Source organism: Rhodococcus sp. LW-XY12 (genome assembly GCF_019317345.1).
Taxonomy (GTDB): Bacteria; Actinomycetota; Actinomycetes; order Mycobacteriales; family Mycobacteriaceae; genus Rhodococcus; species Rhodococcus pyridinivorans.
This window is the reverse complement of record NZ_CP079225.1, coordinates 3,302,442-3,323,478: the sequence shown is the minus strand read 5'-3', so window position 1 is coordinate 3,323,478 and position 21,037 is coordinate 3,302,442. Positions and strand designations below refer to the sequence as shown.

Genomic DNA, 21,037 nt, shown 5'->3' with positions numbered 1-21,037 from the left:
AGAGAGCTTGCGAAGTCCGGCGTGAGAACCGCGGGACGCCTGGGCCGGGGACGGTGGAGCGTCATCACCGTGGTCACCGTGACGTTGATCCTCTATGCGATCGCGTGGCCGACGCTGCCCCTGACCCACGACGTCTCCCCACCCCTGTTGCCGCTGATCTCGGGGATGGCGGTGTTCCCGTTCCTCCTCGTGCTCGTCCGGCCGGCGCTCGGGTGGGCGGTGGCCGCGGCGGCGGGACTCGTCATCCCGATAGCGTTCGACCTGGTCCCCGGCTACGACTATCCGTGGCAGGTCGTGCACATCATGGTGATGCTCGCGCTGGTGTTCGCCGTGGCGATCCGCGAGGAGATCCGGATCGTCCTCGTCGTCTGGGTCTCGACGGTTCTGCTCTTCGCGGCCTTCGTCCCCGGCAGCGACGGCTGGGGCTGGGGGATCGGGATCAGCGCGCTGGTGGTGTTCGGGCTGTTGGTGCGCTGGCTGATGATCTCCCGACGGCAACTCGCCCAGCAGGAGGAAGCCAGCGAGCTCGAACGTGCACGGCGCGCCATCCTCGAGGAGAAGGCCCACATCGCACGCGACCTCCACGACATCGTTGCCCATCACATGTCGATGATCGTCGTGCAGGCGCAGAGCGCGCCCTACCGGCTCCCGGACGTGAACGACGACGTGCGCGCCGAATTCGACGCCCTCGGTGCGACCGCACGGGAGGCGCTGAACGAGGTCCGCACCCTGCTCGGAGTACTCCGCAGCGACGGGCAGCTCCCCGAACACGAACCGCAGCCCGACATCGACCGCATCGGTGAGCTGTTCGAGTCCTCCCGCCGAGCCGGGATGGCGCTCGAGACGGAGACGGTCGGCGTCCCCGCACCCGTCTCCGACGGTGTCGGACTCACCGTCTACCGGATCCTGCAAGAGTCTCTGGCGAACGCGGCCCGGCACGCACCCGGCGCCCGCGTGTCCGCACGACTGCAGTGGGAGCCGGCGACCGTCACGGTGGAGGTGACCAACGGGCCGGCCTCGCCCGGTCAGGTCGACACCACCGTTCGGCAGTCGGACCGCAGCGGCGGCAACGGAATCCTCGGCATGGTCGAACGTGCGTCCGTCGTGGGCGGGCAACTCGTCGCCCATCCCCGCCCCGGCGGCGGATTCGAGGTCCGAGCGGTTCTCCCGGTGCTGACCGGGGCCTAAGGTGGGTGCCGATGACCGAACCGCACCCTCCCATCACCGTGTTCATCGCCGACGACCAGGCAATGGTCCGGCAGGGCTTCGGAGCACTGCTCGGAGCCCAGCCCGACATCAGCGTCGTCGGCGATGCCCCCGACGGTCGAGCGGCTGTCTCGGAGGTCGCGCGACTGCGGCCCGACGTCGTCCTCATGGACGTGCGCATGCCCGAGATGAACGGTCTCGACGCGGCGCGGCACATCCTTGCCGACACCCGTGAGCCGCGGTCGAAGGTGCTCATGCTCACCACCTTCGACCTCGACGACTACGTCTACGAGTCGCTCGGGATGGGAGCAAGCGGGTTTCTGCTCAAGGACGCCCCCGCCGACGAACTCGTGCGGGCCGTGAGGGTGGTCGCCGATGGTCAGGCACTGCTCGCGCCGACCGTCACCCGTCGCCTCATCGCCGACGTCACCAGCCGGCGCCGGCCGGCGAGAGGGCGCGACCGCGTCCTCGATCCGCTGACCCCGCGCGAACTCGAGGTGCTGGAACTGATCGCACACGGCCTGTCGAACACCGAGATCGCAGAACGATTGTTCGTCGCCGAGCAGACCGTGAAGACCCACGTCGGCAAGGTTCTCGCAAAACTGCACCTGCGCGACCGGGCACAGGCCGTGGTGCTCGCCTACGAGTCCGGTCTCGTCACACCCGGCTGAATCGGGCTGCCGTCGCGCCGGTGAAAGGGCAGGATGGCAATGCAGCAGCGGTCCGGGCGGTATCGGTCCGTGCGGTACGGAACCATGCGACGGGAGGTAGTGCGTGACGAGGATCGGAATTCTCACCAGTGGCGGGGACTGCCCCGGGCTCAACGCGGTCATCCGCGGTGCGGTGCTCAAGGGCACCGAGGTCCACGGACAGGAGTTCGTCGGATTCCTCGACGGCTGGCGCGGTCTCGTCGAGGGCGATGTGATCCCGTTGGACCGCAGCCGTGTTCGCGGTCTCGCCCAGCAGGGTGGCACGATCCTCGGCACGAGCCGGTTCGGTCCGTACCAGGGACCCGACGGTGGGGCACAGAACATCCAGAAGACCCTCGGCCGCCTCGGGATCGACGCGGTGATCGCCATCGGGGGAGAGGGCACCGCTGCCGCCTCGAAGCGACTGTTCGGTGAAGGGATCCGCATCGTCGGTGTGCCGAAGACGATCGACAACGACCTCAGCCACACCGACTACACCTTCGGTTTCGACACGGCCGTCGAGATCGCGACGGTGGCGATCGACCGTCTCCGCACCACCGGCAACTCCCACAAGCGGTGCATGGTGCTCGAGGTCATGGGCCGGCACGCCGGATGGATCGCATTGCACGCGGGTACTGCCGGTGGTGCACACGCCATCCTCATCCCCGAACACCCCGAGAGCCTCGAACAGATCTGCGAGTGGGTGACCAGCGTCCGCGACCGCGGGCGTTCGCCGATGGTTGTCGTCGCTGAGGGCTTCACACTGCCCGAGATGGAGGAGGCGTACTCCACCAAGGGGCTCGACGGATTCGACCGGCCGCGTCTCGGCGGTATCGCGGAGGTGCTCGCGCCGCTCATCGAGAAGCACACCGGCGTCGAGGCCCGCGCGACGGTGCTCGGTCACATCCAACGGGGCGGTGTCCCCACGGCATTCGACCGGGTGCTCGCCACGCGACTCGGCATGGCGGTGACCGATCTCGTCGCCGAGGAGGATTGGGGGCGCATGGTCGCGCTGCACGGCACCGACATCGCTCGGGTCGATTTCGACGAGCTCGCCGAACCGAAGTACGTGCCCGACGAGCGCTATCAGGAGATGCGGATCCTGTTCGGGTGAGGCGGCGCGTCGGCACTGTCGGCGCCGTCTAAAATCGACACCATGACTGCCTCCGTGTCCGCTGACCTGCTCGCCTACGACGACGTGCTCGCGAAGTTCGAGCCCGTGATGGGCATGGAGGTGCACGTCGAGCTGCACACCGCCACCAAGATGTTCTGCGGCTGCCCGACCACCTTCGGCGCCGAGCCCAACACGCAGGTGTGTCCGGTCTGCCTCGGTCTGCCGGGGGCGCTGCCCGTCGTCAACCAGGCCGCGGTCGAGTCCGCGATCCGCATCGGCCTCGCGCTGAACTGCTCGATCACCCCGTGGGGTCGCTTCGCGCGTAAGAACTACTTCTACCCGGATCAGCCGAAGAACTACCAGATTTCGCAGTACGACGAGCCGATCGCCACCGACGGATATCTCGATGTCGTACTCGATGACGGCACCACCTGGCGGGTCGACATCGAGCGCGCGCACATGGAGGAGGACACCGGCAAGTCGCTGCACGTCGGTGGCGCCACCGGTCGCATCCACGGTGCGAGCCACTCGCTTCTCGACTACAACCGCGCCGGTGTGCCGCTCGTCGAGATCGTCACCAAGCCGATCGTCGGTGCCGGCGAGCGCGCCCCCGAGGTCGCCCGCGCCTACGTCACCGCCCTGCGCGACCTGCTCGAGGCACTCGACGTCTCCGACGTCCGCATGGACCAGGGTTCGATGCGGTGCGACGCGAACATCTCGCTGATGCCCATCGGCGCGAAGGAGTTCGGTACCCGCACCGAGACGAAGAACGTCAACTCTCTCAAGTCCGTCGAGGTGGCCGTGCGCTACGAGATGCGTCGCCAGGCGGCCGTACTGGTCTCCGGTGGTGAGGTGATCCAGGAGACCCGGCACTTCCAGGAGGCCGACGGCACCACCTCGCCCGGTCGCCGCAAGGAGACCGCCGAGGACTACCGCTACTTCCCGGAGCCCGACCTCGAGCCAATCGCGCCCGACGCCGCCTGGGTCGAAGAGCTGCGCGCGACGCTGCCCGAGCTGCCGTGGCTGCGCCGCGCCCGCATCCAGGCCGACTGGGGTGTCTCCGACGAGGAGATGCGCGACCTCGTCAACGCCGGAGCGCTCGACCTCGTCATCGCGACCACCGAGGCCGGCGCCCCCGCCTCGGAGGCCCGCTCGTGGTGGGTCGCCTACCTGGCCCAGCAGGCCAACACCCGCGGTGTCGAACTCGCCGAACTGCCTATCACACCCGAACAGGTCGCCCGCGTCATCGCGCTGGTGGCCGACGGCAAGCTGACGAACAAGCTGGCCCGTCAGGTCGTCGACGGTGTGCTCGCCGGTGAGGGCGAGCCCGACGAGGTGGTCGCCGCTCGCGGTCTCGAGGTCGTGCGCGACGATTCGGCGCTGCAGGCCGCGGTCGACGCCGCGCTGGCCGCCAACCCCGACATCGCCGACAAGATCCGCTCCGGCAAGGTCCAGGCGGCCGGCAAGATCGTCGGCGACGTCATGAAGGCCACTCGCGGACAGGCCGATCCGGCGCGCGTGAAGGAACTCGTCATCGCTGCGTGCAGTTGATCTTGCGCGGCTAGAGTAGCGGCGCATGGACGCTGCTGTCGCCACCTCGCTGTTCTGGATCGCCGTCGCGGCGGTGCTGGCACCGCTGATCGCCGGCGCCGTCCCGCGTCGGCTGGTGCCCGAGGTCGTGCTGCTGCTGGTGACCGGTGTCCTCATCGGCCCCTACGCGTTCGACCTCGCGGAGACGGGCAGCGAGATCGGCATCCTGCGCGAACTCGGCCTGGGGATGCTCTTCCTGCTCGCCGGATACGAGATCGACCCCGCCGAGTTGCGCGGGCGGGGTGGGCGCCGCGCGATGCTCACCTGGTGCGTGTGCATGCTGTTGGCGCTCGGTACCGTCGCCGCCCTGGGAGCGGTCGGCCAGGTGCACGCCGAGATTGCCGTGGCGATCGCCCTGACATCCACAGCGCTGGGGACGCTCCTGCCGATCCTCGCCGACCGCGGGCTCGTCGCGACCCCACTCGGACGCTCGGTGCTCAACCACGGGGCGTTCGGAGAGCTGCTGCCCGTCGTGGCCATGGCGACCCTGCTCGGTGCGCGCGGCGCACTCGGCTCGCTGATCGTCCTGCTGGCGTTCGCGGTCGTGGCCGTCGCCGTCGCCGTGCTGCCGACCTGGATCCTGCGGGAGGGCTCACGGTTCACCCAGTTCGTCCGGCTCGGCTCCGACACCACCGCCCAGATCCCGGTGCGCCTGACAATGTTGCTGCTCGTCGGACTCATCGCCGTCGCGGCCGTCTTCGATCTCGACATCATCCTCGGTGCCTTCGCGGCCGGTTTCATCCTGCGCCGCACGATCCCGGCGGGCGACGAGCGGCTCGAGAAGAAGCTCGACGGTCTCGGATACGGCTTCCTCATCCCGATCTTCTTCGTCACCTCGGGCATGGCGATCGACGTCGGTGCCGTCGTGAGTGCTCCGGGGATCCTGCTGGCATTCCTCGGACTGCTCGTCCTGGTGCGGGGTGTGCCGGTCTTCGTCGCATCGCGCCTCGAACGTGACGAGACCGGAAAGCGGATGTTCGGAACCGCGGAGCAGTTGCAGATCGCCCTGTACTCGACGACGGGTCTTCCCCTGATCGTCGCGGTCACGGGCGTGGCGGTGAGTGCCGACCAGATGTCGAACGCGAGCGCGTCGATCCTCGTGGCGGCGGGCGCCGTCACCGTCCTCGTGCTCCCGATGCTCGCGGGACTGCTCCACCACCCCGCTGCGGTGGAGACGCCGGAGCGGGCGTGATCAGTCGAATCCACCGCCACCGGCCGGGAACTGGATGCGGATGACGCGGTCGTCGTTCGGTCCCGGTTCGGAACCGGACTTGTTGACCGTCGAGACCCACAGCAGGCCGTCGGGCGACGACGCGGCGCCGCGCAGCATGCCGTAACGGTCCTCCGCTGCGAGGACGGGCGACGCCGTGACCGCTCCGGTGCCCGGATCGGTAGCGACGACCGCGACGGCCTTCGCCTCGGTGAGCGAGATCGCGATCCCGTCGGGAGCCGCCGCGCACCCGGCGACACCGGGCCGCTCGGGCCACGTCCAGGCCGGGCCGGTGCCGGTCGAGCCGTCGACCCCGACCCGTTGGAGCCGGTCCTCGAGGGGAGTGCGGTCGGTGATCCACAGGTTGCCGTTCGGATCGCGGCACACATCGCCCGCGGTGCCGATCCCCGACAGCATCACCGAGGGAGTGGGTGCTGCGCCGGGTGCCGGGAGCGGCAGGTTCAGGAGCTTGCCGGACAAGACGTTCGGATCGTTTGCGGCCGCTGCGTTTCCGGCGTCGCCGGTCAGAACGGCGAGTTCGGTGGGTGAGACGAACTCGATGGCGCCGGAATTGCCCGTCGCGCCGCGCGGGATTCCCGTCAGCACGTCCTTGGGAGTGTCACCCGCGGCGATGCGGACCACGCGGTTGTCCGAGGCCGTGGTGATGTAGGCGTAGAGCAGTCGGTCCTCGGCGAAGGTGGGGGAGAGTGCCACGTCCAGGAGCCCACCGTCCCCGGATCCGTCGACCGGGATGGTCGCGATCTCCACCGGCTCGGTCTCCGGCGCGACCTGCAGTATCCGACCCGTCCGGCGCTCGGTGACGAGCGCGGAGTTGCCATCGGGCATCGTCACCAGGCCGCCGGTGACGTCGAGGCAGGTCGCGATCACGGACGGGTCGGGATCGACACACGGCCCCGGAGGCTTGGGGGAGGCGCTCGGCGTGGTCGTCTCGGTGGGGTCCTGGGGCCCGACGCCCGGTCCCGGATCGAAGGTGGGTTCGGGAGTGAACGGGCTCGATGCGGAGTCGTCGAAGCGGGCGCAGGACGGGACGGCGAGGACTCCGACGGCGAGCACCGCCGCTGCCGCACGTACGCCCCACGAACCCGTCCACCGCGTACCCCGTGTCATGCCGCAAACGTTACCGGCACGACGCGCGCACCCGCGGATGCCGGGTGCGGGGACGGTCACGGGCATAGGCTGAGGACGTGGCCGACAACAAGAACGGTGGCATACCGGACGCGGGTTCGAATCCCTACGGCGACCAGCCCGACGAACACACACTCGAGATGCGCCGACCACGCGAGTCGTATCTCGGATCCGACGATGACTTCGGCGCAGGCGGAACTCCCCTCGGCAGCGACGCCTACGCCGCTCCCACCGAGCAGATGTACCGGCCGGAGCCGGTCTACGGTGCGGATACGGGCGGCGCGGTGGTCGCCGGCGAACAGGCCCCGGCGAAGGTGCGCCGCGGAACGCTCGACCTCGGTCTGTTCGTCCTGCGCGCGGCGGTCGGGGCGATCCTCGTCGCACACGGACTGCAGAAGCTGGTGGGTCTGTGGAACGGCCCGGGTCTCGACGGTTTCGAGTCGTTGCTGCGCGACGCGGGGTACCAGCAGCCCGCCGTGCTCGCGATCGTCGGCGCGGTCGGTGAGATCGCGGCCGGAGGACTGCTCGTCCTGGGTCTGCTCACCCCGTTCGCCGCTGCCGCGATCGTCGCGATCATGGTCAACGCGGTGCTGTTCAAGCACGAACTCGAACCGGGCGTCCAGTTCTTCGCCGCCGAATCGTCGGGCTTCGAATTCGAGGCCCTCCTCGTCGCCTGCGCGGTGGCGATCACCCTCACCGGACCGGGACGCATCGCGATCGACGGGCGACGCGGCTGGGCGACGCGTCCGTTCCTGGGCTCGTTCGTCGTGCTGCTGCTGGGTGTGGCGGCCGGCGTGTGCCTGTGGATCTTCGGACGCTGAGACACCGCAAGCCGGACATTACGAAGGGCGAGGGCCCCGCGATCGGATGATCGCGGGGCCCTCGCCCTTACTGTCGTCAGGTGTTACGGCACGCGCCGCACGGCACCCTTGTCGGCGGAGGTCGCCAGAGCGGCGTAGGCGCGCAGTGCCTTCGAGACCGTGCGCTCACGGTCGACGGGCTGCCACGGACGCTCGGAGGCCTCCATCTTCGCGCGACGGTCCGCGAGCACCTCGTCGTCGACGAGCACCTCGAGGGTGCGGGTCGCGACGTCGATGCGGATCCGGTCGCCCTGCTCGATCAGGCCGATCACACCACCGGAAGCGGCCTCGGGGGAGACGTGCCCGATGGACAGACCGGAGGTGCCGCCCGAGAAGCGACCGTCGGTGATCAGGGCACACACCTTGCCCAGACCGATGCCCTTGAGGAAGGAGGTCGGGTGCAGCATCTCCTGCATGCCGGGGCCGCCGGCCGGGCCCTCGTAGCGGACGACGACGACGTCGCCGGCCTTGATCTTCTTGCCGAGGATGACCGAGACGGCCTCCTCCTGCGACTCGACGACGTAGGCCGGGCCCTCGAAGTGGAACAGATCCTCGTCGATACCGGCGGTCTTGAGGATCGCGCCGTCCGGTGCGAGATTGCCGCGCAGCACGCACAAGCCGCCCTCGACGGTGTAGGCGTGCTCGATGTCGCGGATGCAACCGTTCGCGGAATCGGTGTCGAGCGACGACCAGCGGTTGTCCGTCGAGAACGGTTCGGTGGTGCGCACACCGCCCGGTGCGGCGTGGAACAGTTCGAGGGCCGTCTCGGACGCCTTGCCGGAACGGATGTCCCAGGTGTCGAGCCACTCGTCGAAGCTCTTCGTGTGGACCGTGGAGACGTCGGTCTCGAGCAGACCACCGCGGCGCAGCTCGCCGAGGATGGCGGGGATTCCGCCGGCGCGGTGCACGTCCTCCATGTGGTAGTCGGAGTTCGGGGAGACCTTCGCCAGGCAGGGCACCCGGCGGCTGATTTCGTCGATGGTGGTGAGATCGAAGTCGACCTCACCCTCCTGCGCGGCGGCGAGGGTGTGCAGCACGGTGTTGGTGGAACCACCCATGGCGACGTCGAGCGCCATTGCGTTGCGGAAGGCGGCCGGGGTGGCGATGTTGCGCGGAAGCACCGACTCGTCGTCGTCGCGGTAGTAGCGCAGGGCGGCCTCGACGATCGTCCGGCCGGCGGTCTCGAACAGTGCGCGTCGCGCCTCGTGGGTGGCGAGGGTCGAACCGTTGCCGGGCAGCGCGAGACCGAGAGCCTCGGTGAGGCAGTTCATCGAGTTTGCGGTGAACATGCCCGAGCACGAACCGCAGGTCGGGCACGCGCTGCGCTCGACCTCGTCGAGTCCCGCGTCGTCGACGGCCTCGCTGGCGGAGGCCGAGATGGCGGTGATGAGGTCGGTGGGGGCCTGCGCGACACCGTTGACGACGACCGCCTTGCCGGCCTCCATCGGACCACCGGAGACGAAGACCGTCGGGATGTTCAGGCGCATCGCGGCATTGAGCATGCCCGGGGTGATCTTGTCGCAGTTCGAGATGCACACCAGTGCATCGGCGGTGTGCGCGTTGACCATGTATTCGACGGAGTCGGCGATGATCTCGCGGCTCGGCAGCGAGTAGAGCATGCCGCCGTGGCCCATGGCGATGCCGTCGTCGACTGCGATGGTGTGGAACTCGCGCGCCACGCCGCCCGCTTCGCGCACGGCCTTCGCGACGATCTCACCGACGTCCTTGAGGTGGACGTGACCGGGTACGAACTGCGTGTAGGAGTTCGCGATGGCGACGATCGGCTTGCCGAAGTCGGAATCGGTCAGGCCGGTGGCGCGCCACAGGGAGCGCGCTCCCGCGGCGTTTCGTCCGACGGTGGTGGTGCGTGACCTCAACGGGGGCATGGGCTGACTTCCTTGACGGTGGCTGGTGCGCAATCGGCCGGGCCGCGTCCGGGCGCCGGGCTGGGCGGATCCGGGCAACGGCACCGACGAATCTACTCGCGTGCTTCCGGATGCCTCTATTCGCACCCGGTCGCGAGGATCAGGAGGAGCGGTCCCCCTTCTTCTCGACGGTGACTGCGTCGTCGGTGGTTTCGGCATCCGGACCGGCTTCGGCGGCCGCCTTCTCGCGGTATGCCTTCTCCTCGGCGAGCTGTGCGGCCGCGTACGGATCGGTGATGCGGCCTCCGCTGGCCTCCGACAGCTGCGGCAGCCGGCCGAAGGTGACGACCGGCAGTGCGACCTCGCTGCCGTCGGTGAGCCGTGCGCGGGCCCAGCCCCGCTTCGGGAACCGGAGGCCGTCGAGTTCGTCCCACTTCAGGTTCGTCGTCTTGAAGGTCGCTCGCGCGACGATGCCCTCGGGGCCGACGACGGTGCGTACCCGCACGACCCAGGCGGCGACGAGGAACGGGATGATCAGCGTCCATGCGAAGGCCTCCGGCCACGCCAGCGCGGGGGAGGCGAGGGCGAGGAACAGCAGAGCGCACGCGAGGAAGGACAGTCGCGAGATCTGGATGACCTGCGTCGTCGAATCGGGCGTGTGGGATGATGGGGGCGGTGGCACGGGCTGCTGGGAAGATGACACCTCTACATCTTCGCACTGCAGCCGCGGCATCTCACATTCTGGGACAGTGGACCGCACCAAGTTGACTGTCTGGACACCATGCGCCTACCGTCGAGCGCGTGAATCAGAATGGGTTGCTCGTAATCGGCCGGCGCGTCGTCGCCTGAGCCGCATTTCGCAACTCGCCCACGACGCGCCACCCTCGTACAGCAGACTTGCTGACGAGGGTTTTTTGTTGCCCGGAGCCAGAATCAGAGGAATTCGCAGTGAGCGCACCAACCGCACGGCCTCAACCCTCGCCGCGAAAGCCGGGGTCCGCCACCCCGACTCCCGCAGCTGCCGCGACGCAGCCCGCCAATCGACGCCAGGTCGCCCCCGAGCGGGTCACCGGCGCCCAGTCGGTGGTCCGCGCACTCGAGGAACTCGAGGTCGACACGGTATTCGGCATTCCCGGCGGCGCGATCCTGCCCGTCTACGACCCGATCTTCGATTCGCGGCGCGTGCGCCACGTGCTCGTCCGTCACGAGCAGGGCGCCGGGCACGCTGCCACCGGTTACGCCCAGGCCACCGGCAAGGTCGGCGTGTGCATGGCCACTTCCGGTCCGGGCGCGACGAATCTCGTCACCCCGCTCGCCGACGCGCAGATGGACTCCGTGCCCCTCGTCGCGATCACCGGCCAGGTCGGTCGCCCGCTCATCGGCACCGACGCCTTCCAGGAAGCCGACATCTCCGGCATCACGATGCCGATCACGAAGCACAACTTCCTGGTCACCGACGGCGCCGACATCCCGCGCATCCTGGCCGAGGCGTTCTACCTCGCCTCCTCGGGCCGACCGGGCGCGGTCCTCGTCGACATCCCCAAGGACATCCTCCAGGCACAGACCACCTTCAGCTGGCCGCCGGAGATGCACCTGCCCGGCTACCGCCCGGTGACGAAGCCGCACGGCAAGCAGGTCCGCGAGGCCGCGCGACTGATCGCCGACGCGAAGAACCCGGTGCTGTACGTCGGCGGCGGTGTCATCAAGGCCGAGGCGTCGGCCGAGCTGCTCGAGCTCGCCGAGCTGACCGGCATCCCGGTCGTTACGACGCTCATGGCCCGCGGTGCGTTCCCCGACAGCCACAACCTGCACTGCGGCATGCCCGGCATGCACGGCAACGTCGCCGCGGTGGCCGCACTGCAGAAGAGTGACCTGCTCATCACCCTCGGTGCCCGCTTCGACGACCGCGTCACCGGTCAGCTGGACTCCTTCGCGCCCGACGCCAAGGTCATCCACGCCGACATCGACCCGGCGGAGATCGGCAAGAACCGGCACGCCGACGTGCCGATCGTCGGTGACTGCAAGGAGGTCATCGTCGAACTGCTCGAGGCGATCCGCGCCGACCTGGCGACCGGCACGAAGCTCGACTACACGGCATGGTGGGCCTACCTCGACGACATCCGTCGCACCTACCCGCTGAGCTACGACCGTCCCACCGACGACACCCTGTCGCCGCAGTACGTCATCCAGGCCGTCGGTAAGCTCGCCGGTCCCGACGCGATCTACTGCGCAGGCGTCGGTCAGCACCAGATGTGGGCGGCGCAGTTCGTCGACTACGAGAAGCCGCGCACCTGGCTCAACTCCGGTGGTCTCGGCACCATGGGCTACGCGGTGCCCGCCGCGATGGGCGCCAAGATGGGTTGCCCCGACACCGAGGTGTGGGCCATCGACGGCGACGGCTGCTTCCAGATGACCAACCAGGAACTCGCGACGTGCGCCGTCGAGGGTGTGCCGATCAAGGTCGCGCTCATCAACAACGGCAATCTCGGCATGGTCCGGCAGTGGCAGACCCTCTTCTACGAGGAGCGATACTCGAACACCGACCTGGCGACGCACTCGCTACGCATCCCCGACTTCGTCAAGCTCGCCGAGGCCCTCGGCTGCGTGGGCATCCGCGTCGAGCGCGAGGAAGACGTCGAGCCTGCGATCCGCCGGGCGCAGGAGGTCAACGATCGTCCCGTCGTGATCGACTTCATCGTCGGCAAGGACGCGCAGGTGTGGCCGATGGTCGCCGCTGGCACGAGCAACGACGAGATCATGGCGGCTCGCGACATCCGGCCGCTGTTCGACGACGACGCCGCTGCCGACGATCCCGCTGTCATCCACGAGACCATCGACGCGCTCGAAACCCGCAGCGAGAACGCTGCGGCCCAGGAGGAGACCAAGTGAGCACGAGTCACACCCTCAGTGTTCTCGTCGAGGACAAGCCGGGCGTGCTCGCCCGAGTCGCATCGCTGTTCTCGCGACGCGGCTTCAACATCGAATCCCTTGCCGTCGGTGGCACCGAGGTGCCCGACATCTCGCGGATGACGATCGTGGTGACCGTCGACGAGTTCCCGCTCGAGCAGGTCACCAAGCAGCTCAACAAGCTCGTCAACGTCATCAAGATCGTCGAGCAGGAGGACGAGGCGTCCGTCGCCCGCGAACTCGTGCTCATCAAGGTGCGCGCCGACGCGAGTGTACGCACCCAGGTCATCGAGACGGTGAATCTGTTCCGCGCCAAGGTGATCGACGTCTCGCCCGAGTCGCTGACCATCGAGGCGACCGGTACGCGGTCCAAGCTCGACGCGCTGTTGCGCATGCTCGAACCGTACGGAATCCGCGAGATCGTCCAGTCCGGTGTCGTCGCCGTCGGACGCGGTCCGAAGTCCATCACGGCTACCCGTTAGCCTTAACACACCCATATCTGCTGAAAGAGGTAATCACTGTGGCAGTCGAGATGTTCTACGACGACGATGCCGACCTGTCGATCATCCAGGGTCGTAAGGTCGCCGTCATCGGCTACGGCAGTCAGGGACACGCGCACTCGCTGAGCCTGCGCGACTCGGGCGTCGACGTTCGCATCGGTCTGAAGGAGGGCTCGAAGTCGCGGGCCAAGGCCGAGGAAGCCGGTCTCACCGTCGGCACCCCCGCCGAGGTCTCCGAGTGGGCCGACGTCATCATGATCCTCGCGCCCGACACCGCCCAGGCGTCGATCTTCACCAACGACATCGAGCCCAACCTGAAGGACGGCGACGCGCTGTTCTTCGGCCACGGCCTCAACATCCACTTCGGTCTCATCACCGCTCCGGAGAACGTGACCGTCGCGATGGTCGCCCCCAAGGGCCCCGGCCACCTCGTGCGTCGTCAGTTCGTCGACGGCAAGGGCGTTCCCGCGCTCATCGCCGTCCATCAGGACCCCAAGGGTGAGGGCCAGGCGCTCGCGCTGTCCTACGCCAAGGGCATCGGCGGCACCCGGGCCGGCGTCATCAAGACCACCTTCAAGGAAGAGACCGAGACCGACCTCTTCGGCGAGCAGGCCGTGCTCTGCGGTGGCACCGAGGAGCTCGTCAAGACCGGCTTCGACGTCATGGTCGAGGCGGGCTACGCCCCCGAGATGGCCTACTTCGAGGTTCTCCACGAGCTCAAGCTCATCGTCGACCTCATGTACGAGGGTGGCATCGCCCGCATGAACTACTCGGTGTCCGACACCGCGGAGTTCGGCGGCTACCTCTCCGGCCCGCGCGTCATCGACGCCGGCACCAAGGAGCGCATGAAGGAGATCCTGAAGGACATCCAGGACGGCACCTTCGTCAAGCGTCTCGTCGCCAACGTCGAGGGCGGCAACAAGGAGCTCGAAGGCCTGCGCAAGCAGAATGCCGAGCACGGCATCGAGGTTGTCGGCAAGCAGCTGCGCGACCTGATGAGCTGGGTCGATCGCCCCATCACCGAGACGGCGTGACAGCCACCTGATCCGGTCACGGCGGCCCGGTACCCCTACGGGGGTGCCGGGCCGCCGTCGTCGGTGCGCGTGAGCGATGTCGCAGCCACGGGCCGAGGCCGCGGAGGATACTTGGCTGATGTGGCTCCTCGCCGCGTTCGGGCGGCTCCCGGGTGTCGCCACCGCACGGTCCTACCGGCGGGGGTGGCTGCGGGGCGACGTCACGGCGGGTCTCGCGCTCAGCGCCCTGCTCGTCCCCACCGGCATGGGATATGCCCAGGCGGCGGGACTGCCGCCCTACACCGGTCTCTACGCGACAGTGGTGCCGATGCTCGTGTACGCGGTGGTCGGTCCGTCCCGGATCCTCGTGCTCGGACCGGATTCCGCGCTCGCCCCGCTCATCGCGGCCGCGGTGATCCCGCTCGCCGCCGACGGTGACCCGCAGCGTGCGGTCGCCCTCGCCGGTGTGCTCGCCCTCCTCGTCGGGGCGATCCTCCTCGTCGGGGGATACTCCGCTTCGGATTCCTGACCTATCTGCTCTCCACACCGATCCGGGTCGGTTTCCTCAACGCGATCGCGATCATCGTCATCGTCGGGCAGCTCCCGCTCCTGCTGGGCACCTCGGCCGACGAATCCGGTGTCGTCGCCGAGGTTCTCGACGTCGTCGACGACGTCTTCGAGGACGGTGTCGAACCGGTCGGACTTCTCCTCGGCGCCGGCACCCTCGCTGTGATCCTCGTGCTGCAGAAGGTCGTTCCCCGCATACCCGCGGTGCTCGTCGCGGTGGTCGCCGCCTCCGCGGCGGTCGAGGTGTTCGGGCTCACCGATCGGGTGGAGATGGTGGGGGCGCTGCCCTCCGGGATCCCCGCGCCCGTTCTGGGCGGTATCGAACGGGGAGACGTGATCGAACTGCTCGCACCCGCGGTCGCGGTCGCCGTCATCGCGTTCGCCGACACCGCGGTGCTGTCGCGCTCGTTCGCGCTCCGACGGGGTGAGGACGTGGACGGCAGTTCCGAGATGCGCGCCCTCGGTGTGGTGAACATCGCAGCCGGTGCGACGGGCGGATTCCCCATCTGCGGCAGCGGCAGTCGCACTCCCGTCCTCGAACAGGCCGGAGCGCGTACCCAGCTCGCGGGTGCCGTCGGAGCGGTGACGGTCGCGATCTTCCTGCTGGCCGCGCCGGGGGCGACGGCGTACCTGCCGCAGGCCGCGCTCGCTGCCGTCGTGATCGCCGCGGCGAGTGCGCTCGTCGATGCGAAGGGGCTCGGTCGCCTGTGGCGGGTCAACAAGATCGAATTCTGTTTGTCCTTCGCCGCATTCGTGGCGGTCGGTCTCGCCGGTGTGTTGAGGGGTGTACTCGTCGCGATCGCATTGTCGTTGGCGGTCGTGATCGTGCGTGCCTGGCAACCCCACCGGACCGAACTCGTCGAACTCGAGAACATCGCCGGATATCACGACCGGGAGCGGCATCCCGAGGGCCACCGCATCCCGGGTCTCGTGCTCGTGCGATTCGACGCTCCGCTGTTCTTCGCGAACGGTGTGATCCTCACGAAGTTCGTCCGTGAACTCGTCCGCGAACGCGAGGACCGTATCGAGTGGGTGGTACTCGCGGCCGAACCGATCACGGATCTAGACATCAGCGCCGTCGAGGAGATAGAACGTCTCGACGACTACCTCGCCCACAGGGGGATACGGCTCGCCTTCGCCGCGATGAAGGGGCCGGTCAAGGACAAGTTGCACCGGATGCAATCGGGGAATCGCTTCGGGGCCGGTCGATTCCATCCGACCGTCCGCACTGCCGTGGTGGCCTTCCGGCACCGGAACCAGCCCGGCATCGAGCGCAGTGTGCTCGACGCACCCCCGCAGGACATCGTCCCGCCCCCGCGGAAGGATCGGCCCGCACCACCGTGATCCCGGTCCCGGTGGCCCCGTGGGAGGGGCCGGGGCACTAAACTGTGGGCGGTCGCGGGTGCCCACGCATGCTGTCGGGCGCGAGCGCCGTCGACCACTCACACATTCACGACACAGGGAGTCCGCACGTGAGCCAGAATGGCCGTCCAGTAGTCCTGATCGCCGACAAGCTTGCGCAGTCGACCGTCGATGCGCTCGGTGACGGTGTCGAGGTGCGCTGGGTCGACGGCCCCGACCGCCCCGCCCTGCTCGCGGCCGTGCCCGAGGCCCAGGCGCTGCTGGTCCGCTCCGCGACCACCGTCGACGCCGAGGTGCTCGCTGCGGCGCCCAACCTCAAGATCGTCGGTCGCGCCGGTGTCGGCCTCGACAACGTCGACATCGCTGCTGCCACCGAGCGCGGTGTGATGGTCGTCAACGCGCCCACCTCCAACATCCACTCCGCCGCCGAGCACGCGGTCGCGCTCCTCATGTCCGCGGCGCGGCAGGTTCCCGCCGCCGACCGCACCCTGCGTGAGCGCACCTGGAAGCGGTCGAGCTTCAACGGCACCGAAATCCTCGGCAAAACGGTCGGCGTCGTCGGCCTCGGCCGCATCGGCCAGCTGTTCGCCCAGCGTCTCGCGGCGTTCGAAACCCACGTCATCGCGTACGACCCCTACCTGCCGGCCGCCCGCGCCGCACAGCTCGGCATCGAGCTCGTCGACATCGACGAGCTGGTCGCCCGCGCCGACTTCATCTCGGTGCACCTGCCCAAGACCAAGGAGACCGCCGGCCTGATCAACGCCGAGCGTCTGTCCAAGGCCAAGGACGGCGTCATCATCGTCAACGCCGCCCGCGGTGGCCTGATCGACGAGGACGCGCTGTACGACGCGCTCGTCGAAGGCAAGGTCCGCGCTGCCGGCCTCGACGTCTTCGAGACCGAGCCGTGCACCGATTCGAAGCTGTTCGACCTCGACAACGTCGTCGTCACCCCGCACCTCGGTGCATCCACCGCCGAGGCCCAGGACCGCGCCGGTACCGACGTTGCCAAGAGCGTGCTGCTCGCCCTCGCCGGCGAGTTCGTGCCCGATGCCGTCAACGTCTCCGGTGGCCCCGTGGGCGAGGAGGTCGCGCCGTGGCTCGAGCTCGTTCGCAAGCTCGGTCTGCTCGCCGGCACCCTCTCGCCCGAGGCCGTGCAGAACGTGCAGGTCGTCGTCAGCGGTGAGCTCTCGGCCGAGAACACCGACATTCTCGGCCTGGCCGCCCTCCGCGGCCTGTTCTCGGCGAGCAGCGACGAGCCCGTCACCTTCGTCAACGCCCCCAAGCTCGCGGAGCAGCGCGGCGTGACGGTCGAGGTCGAGAAGGTCAGCGAGGCCACCACGCACCGCAGCGCCGTCGAGGTCCGCGCCGTGGCGCCGGACGGACACGTCACGTCCGTCGCGGGTGCGCTCACCGGCCTGCAGCAGGTCGAGAAGATCGTCAACATCAACAGCCGCAGCTTCGACCTCCGCGCCGAGGGCCACAACCTGATCGTCCACTACCAGGACCGTCCGGGTGTCCTCGGAACGCTGGGCACCGTGCTCGGCAACGCGAGCATCGACATCCAGGCCGCGGCGCTGAGCCAGGACGCGGAGGGCCCCGGCGCCACCGTGATCCTCCGTGTCGACCGCGTCGTCGGCGACGCCGAGGTCGGACAGATCACCGAGGCGCTCGACGCGCGCGTCGCCCAGGTCGACCTGTCCTGATCCTTCGGTTCTCCATCATCCGGTGGCCGCGACCGTCTGCACGGTCGCGGCCACCGTCGCACAGGAAGTGAGTAGTGCTCATGAAACTTGCGGTCATCCCCGGTGACGGCATCGGTGTCGAGGTCACGGCGGAAGCTCTCAAGGTGGTCCGCGCCCTCGTCCCGGATCTCGAGACGACCGAGTACGACCTCGGTGCCCGCCGGTACAACGCGACCGGCGAACTCCTGCCCGATGCCGATCTCGCCGCGATCCGCGAGCACGACGCGATCCTCCTCGGTGCCATCGGCGATCCGTCGGTCACGCCGGGCATCCTCGAACGCGGTCTCCTCCTGAGCATGCGGTTCGCACTCGACCACCACGTCAACCTGCGGCCGTCGCGCCTGTACCCGGGCTCGAAGTCGCCGCTCGCCGCCGACCACGAGATCGACTTCGTCGTCGTCCGCGAGGGCACCGAGGGCCCGTACACCGGCAACGGGGGAGCGATCCGCGTCGGCACCCCGCACGAGATCGCCACCGAGGTCTCGGTGAACACCTGGTTCGGAGCCGAGCGCGTGGTCCGCTACGCCTTCGAGCTCGCGCAGACCCGCCGCAAGCACGTCACGCTCATCCACAAGACGAACGTGCTGTCGAACGCCGGCGCCATCTGGACCCGCGCCGTCGAGACCGTCGGCAAGGAGTTCCCTGAGGTCACCACGGCCTACTGTCACATCGACGCCGCGACCATCTACATGGTCGACGACCCGTCGCGCTTCGACGTCATCGTCACCGACAACCTGTTCGGCGACATCATCACCGACCTCGCCGGCGCCGTAACCGGCGGTATCGGCCTTGCCGCGAGCGGCAACATCGACGCCTCGGGCACCAACCCGTCGATGTTCGAACCGGTCCACGGCTCGGCACCGGACATCGCCGGCAAGGGCATCGCCGATCCCACCGCGGCGATCCTGTCCACCGCCTTGCTGCTGCGCCATCTCGGGCGCGAGGAGGATGCTGCACGCGTCGAGCGGGCCGTCGAGGCCGACCTCGCGAATCGTGGCACCGGTCCGATCGTGACCACCGAGATCGGCGATCGGATCGCTGCTTCTCTTTGATCTCTGAGCGCGGATTCTCTCCGGGCACCGAGTTCTTCGGCACAAACGCGCGTGGCGCCGGCGGGTACGTCCCGTCCGGCGCCACGCGCGTTTCGCGTATCAGTCCTTCGGTATCACCGGGACCGCCGCTGCGGGAGCGATGGCGGCCAGGGCGAAGGCCGCGGGGAATCCGACCGCGGCGATGAGCCCACCGAAGACCGGTCCGACGGCCGCGGCGAACACGAACTGCCCGGTGTTCTGGATCCCGAGTGCGCGGCCGCCCCAGAACGGGCCGGCGATCTCCGCGACGGCAGTGAATGCCAACCCGTTCGGCGCCGAGGTCAGGATCGACGCGACGAGCAGGACGCCCACCGCGATCGCCGAATCCGTCCACGCCGTGACGGAGAGCGCGACCATCGACACGACGACCGATGCGGCGACGAGGCGCATCGGTCCCAGCCTGCTGCCCACCCGATCGGACCAGGCCCCGGTGACGACACGTCCGAGGGCGCCGAGGATCTGGGCGGCGGTGATGACGAGACCGGCGCCGACCTCGTCCCAGCCGCGGTCGGCGATGAGCCAGACCAGGGCGTAGGTCCACACGACGTACTGCGGAACGACGAGCAGGATCGACGCGAGATGGATCCGCGTGAGGGACATGGAACTCCGGTAGGGATTGCCGAGCACGCCTGCGCGCTCGGCCTCCACCCGTCCGGGTCGGGGCGGATCCACCACGCCGACCGCGCAGACGACGGCTGCGAGCCCGCACGCGAGCATGGGAAACGAGAGCGCCCAGGCGATCCCGTGGTCGCCCGCGAGAGTGGGGATGACGAGTGCGCCCGCGGCGACACCCAGCGGCACCGACATCTGCCGGATGCCCATCGCGAGGCCGCGCTGGTGCGGCGGGAACCATCCGACCACCACGCGACCGCTCGCCGAATTGGCGCTCACAGCGCCGGCTCCCGCACACATCAGCAATAGGCCGAGCAGTGCTGCGGAGGTGGTGCGGGACAGGTCCAGTGAGGTGGTCGCGCTCGCGAGTCCCATCGAGACGGCCGCGATCCCGAGTCCGGCGGCCAGCGCGAGACGTTCGCCGAACCGGTCGGCGATCGCGCCCCACACGACGAGCGTGAACACGCCGCCGAGGATCGGTGCGCCGGCGAGGGTTCCGGCCTGGGCGAGGGTGAAGCCACCCTCCTGGTTCAGGATTGGGATGAGGAAGGCGACGCCGTTGATGACGGTGGCCTGGGAGGCCTGGGCGAGGACGCCGAGGGCCAGGATCAGCCATCGGCGCCGACCGATGTCCGGATTGTCCATGAGTCCCACTATCTGAGAAAGTCGTACCGTTATATGAAATCTTGGTCGGACTCTATACCCGCGGCACCCGGGCGTCGATCGCAGTGTGCGCGCACCGTTAGACTCCGGACATGCGCCTTGGTCGAATTGCCAGCCCGGATGGTGTCGCGTTCGTGAGCATCGAAGGGGAGGGGAAGTCCGCGACGGCGAAGGAGATCGCCGAGCATCCTTTCGGGAACCCCACCTTCACGGGCCGGAGCTGGCCCCTCGCCGACGTGCGGATTCTCGCCCCGATCCTCGCCACCAAGGTGATCGCGGTCGGTCGCAACTACGCCGCCCACGCCGCCGAGTCGGGCAACGAGGTCCCCGACGAGCCGATGATCTTCCTCAAGCCCAACACGTCGATCGTGGGCCCGGGCGCGCCCATCGTGATTCCGCCCACCACCTCGCTCGTCCATCACGAGGCCGAACTCGCCGTGGTCATCGGGCGTCCCTGCAAGGACGTCCCCGCCGCGAAGGCCCCGGAGGCGATCCTCGGCTACACGATCGCCAACGACGTGTCCGCGCGCGACCATCAGCGCAAGGACGGCCAGTGGGGCCGAGCCAAGGGCCACGACACCTTCTGCCCGCTCGGTCCGTGGATCGAAACCGACATCGACCCTTCCGATCTCGAGATCTCGGCGGAGGTCGACGGGCAGATCCGCCAACGCAGCCGCACCTCGAAGATGGTGCACGACATCCCGAAGCTCATCGAATGGATCTCCGGTGTCATGACCCTGCTGCCGGGCGACGTCATCCTCACCGGCACTCCCGAAGGTGTCGGACCGATCGAGCCGGGCAACACAGTCTCGATCACCGTCGAGGGCATCGGAACGCTCACGAATCCGGTCGTCGCCAAGGGATCCTGACCGGAGCTCGCTGCGGGGCGGATAGCCTGGG

Annotated in this window: 16 protein-coding genes and 1 pseudogene; 13 read left to right on the top strand and 4 right to left on the bottom strand. The window is 68.8% G+C overall.

Annotated elements, in window-relative coordinates; all coding sequences use genetic code 11:
- The first annotated feature begins 21 nt into the window (after positions 1–21).
- The 5 genes from KXC42_RS15505 (at position 22) to KXC42_RS15485 (ending at position 5,791) form a co-directional block, all read left to right on the top strand.
- Entirely contained in the window at positions 22–1,188 is a 1,167-nt protein-coding gene (locus KXC42_RS15505; protein WP_373922197.1) for a sensor histidine kinase, read from the top strand.
- 11 nt (positions 1,189–1,199) lie between these two features.
- Positions 1,200–1,877, top strand: a complete 678-nt coding sequence (locus KXC42_RS15500; RefSeq protein WP_033097743.1) for a response regulator transcription factor — start codon at positions 1,200–1,202, stop codon at positions 1,875–1,877.
- A gap of 103 nt (positions 1,878–1,980) precedes the next feature.
- Positions 1,981–3,009 (top strand): 6-phosphofructokinase, encoded by a 1,029-nt coding sequence (locus KXC42_RS15495; protein ID WP_024101390.1) that lies wholly within the window; start codon positions 1,981–1,983, stop codon positions 3,007–3,009.
- Positions 3,010–3,051: 42 nt separating this feature from the next.
- Complete coding sequence (gatB, locus tag KXC42_RS15490) at positions 3,052–4,560, top strand: Asp-tRNA(Asn)/Glu-tRNA(Gln) amidotransferase subunit GatB (protein ID WP_006554542.1); 1,509 nt, start codon at positions 3,052–3,054, stop codon at positions 4,558–4,560.
- A gap of 25 nt (positions 4,561–4,585) precedes the next feature.
- The gene (locus KXC42_RS15485; RefSeq protein ID WP_006554541.1) at positions 4,586–5,791 is read left to right on the top strand and encodes a cation:proton antiporter; all 1,206 of its coding nucleotides are present in this window, start codon (positions 4,586–4,588) and stop codon (positions 5,789–5,791) included.
- Here KXC42_RS15485 and KXC42_RS15480 read toward each other — a convergent pair whose 3' ends face one another.
- Positions 5,792–6,937 carry a PQQ-dependent sugar dehydrogenase gene (locus KXC42_RS15480; protein WP_219129238.1) on the bottom strand — a complete coding sequence of 382 codons (1,146 nt, stop codon included), beginning with the start codon at positions 6,935–6,937 and terminating at the stop codon, positions 5,792–5,794.
- A 77-nt stretch (positions 6,938–7,014) separates the two neighbouring features.
- Here KXC42_RS15480 and KXC42_RS15475 point away from each other — a divergent pair, with 77 nt between their 5' ends.
- Positions 7,015–7,776, top strand: a complete 762-nt coding sequence (locus tag KXC42_RS15475) for a DoxX family protein (RefSeq protein WP_039585118.1) — start codon at positions 7,015–7,017, stop codon at positions 7,774–7,776.
- Between the two features lie 83 nt (positions 7,777–7,859).
- On the opposite strand, the gene ilvD is transcribed toward KXC42_RS15475, so the two are convergent.
- Both ilvD and KXC42_RS15465 read right to left on the bottom strand, forming a co-directional pair.
- Positions 7,860–9,701 (bottom strand): dihydroxy-acid dehydratase, encoded by a 1,842-nt coding sequence (ilvD, locus tag KXC42_RS15470; protein ID WP_039585119.1) that lies wholly within the window; start codon positions 9,699–9,701, stop codon positions 7,860–7,862.
- A gap of 139 nt (positions 9,702–9,840) precedes the next feature.
- Positions 9,841–10,362 carry a PH domain-containing protein gene (locus KXC42_RS15465; protein WP_006554537.1) on the bottom strand — a complete coding sequence of 174 codons (522 nt, stop codon included), beginning with the start codon at positions 10,360–10,362 and terminating at the stop codon, positions 9,841–9,843.
- A gap of 266 nt (positions 10,363–10,628) precedes the next feature.
- Between KXC42_RS15465 and KXC42_RS15460 the strand changes: the two genes are divergently transcribed.
- From KXC42_RS15460 to KXC42_RS15435, 6 genes and pseudogenes are all read left to right on the top strand, one after another.
- Positions 10,629–12,569 carry an acetolactate synthase large subunit gene (locus KXC42_RS15460; protein WP_024101384.1) on the top strand — a complete coding sequence of 647 codons (1,941 nt, stop codon included), beginning with the start codon at positions 10,629–10,631 and terminating at the stop codon, positions 12,567–12,569.
- Positions 12,566–13,069, top strand: coding sequence for an acetolactate synthase small subunit (ilvN, locus tag KXC42_RS15455; protein WP_006554535.1), 504 nt, complete (start codon positions 12,566–12,568; stop codon positions 13,067–13,069). The genes KXC42_RS15460 and ilvN overlap by 4 nt, the downstream gene beginning before the upstream one ends.
- 50 nt (positions 13,070–13,119) lie before the next feature.
- Positions 13,120–14,121, top strand: a complete 1,002-nt coding sequence (gene ilvC, locus KXC42_RS15450; RefSeq protein ID WP_170318577.1) for a ketol-acid reductoisomerase — start codon at positions 13,120–13,122, stop codon at positions 14,119–14,121.
- A gap of 118 nt (positions 14,122–14,239) precedes the next feature.
- Positions 14,240–16,011 (top strand): annotated as a pseudogene (locus KXC42_RS15445) (SulP family inorganic anion transporter).
- A gap of 128 nt (positions 16,012–16,139) precedes the next feature.
- Complete coding sequence (gene serA / locus KXC42_RS15440; RefSeq protein WP_006554532.1) at positions 16,140–17,732, top strand: phosphoglycerate dehydrogenase; 1,593 nt, start codon at positions 16,140–16,142, stop codon at positions 17,730–17,732.
- Between the two features lie 80 nt (positions 17,733–17,812).
- Positions 17,813–18,823: a 3-isopropylmalate dehydrogenase gene (locus tag KXC42_RS15435; protein WP_219129237.1), complete on the top strand. Its 1,011-nt coding sequence runs from the start codon at positions 17,813–17,815 to the stop codon at positions 18,821–18,823.
- Between the two features lie 99 nt (positions 18,824–18,922).
- Here KXC42_RS15435 and KXC42_RS15430 read toward each other — a convergent pair whose 3' ends face one another.
- On the bottom strand, positions 18,923–20,119 hold the full coding sequence (locus tag KXC42_RS15430) for an MFS transporter (protein ID WP_219129236.1): 1,197 nt from the start codon (positions 20,117–20,119) through the stop codon (positions 18,923–18,925).
- 110 nt (positions 20,120–20,229) lie between these two features.
- Between KXC42_RS15430 and KXC42_RS15425 the strand changes: the two genes are divergently transcribed.
- Positions 20,230–21,006 (top strand): fumarylacetoacetate hydrolase family protein, encoded by a 777-nt coding sequence (locus tag KXC42_RS15425; protein WP_219129235.1) that lies wholly within the window; start codon positions 20,230–20,232, stop codon positions 21,004–21,006.
- Positions 21,007–21,037: the final 31 nt, after the last annotated feature.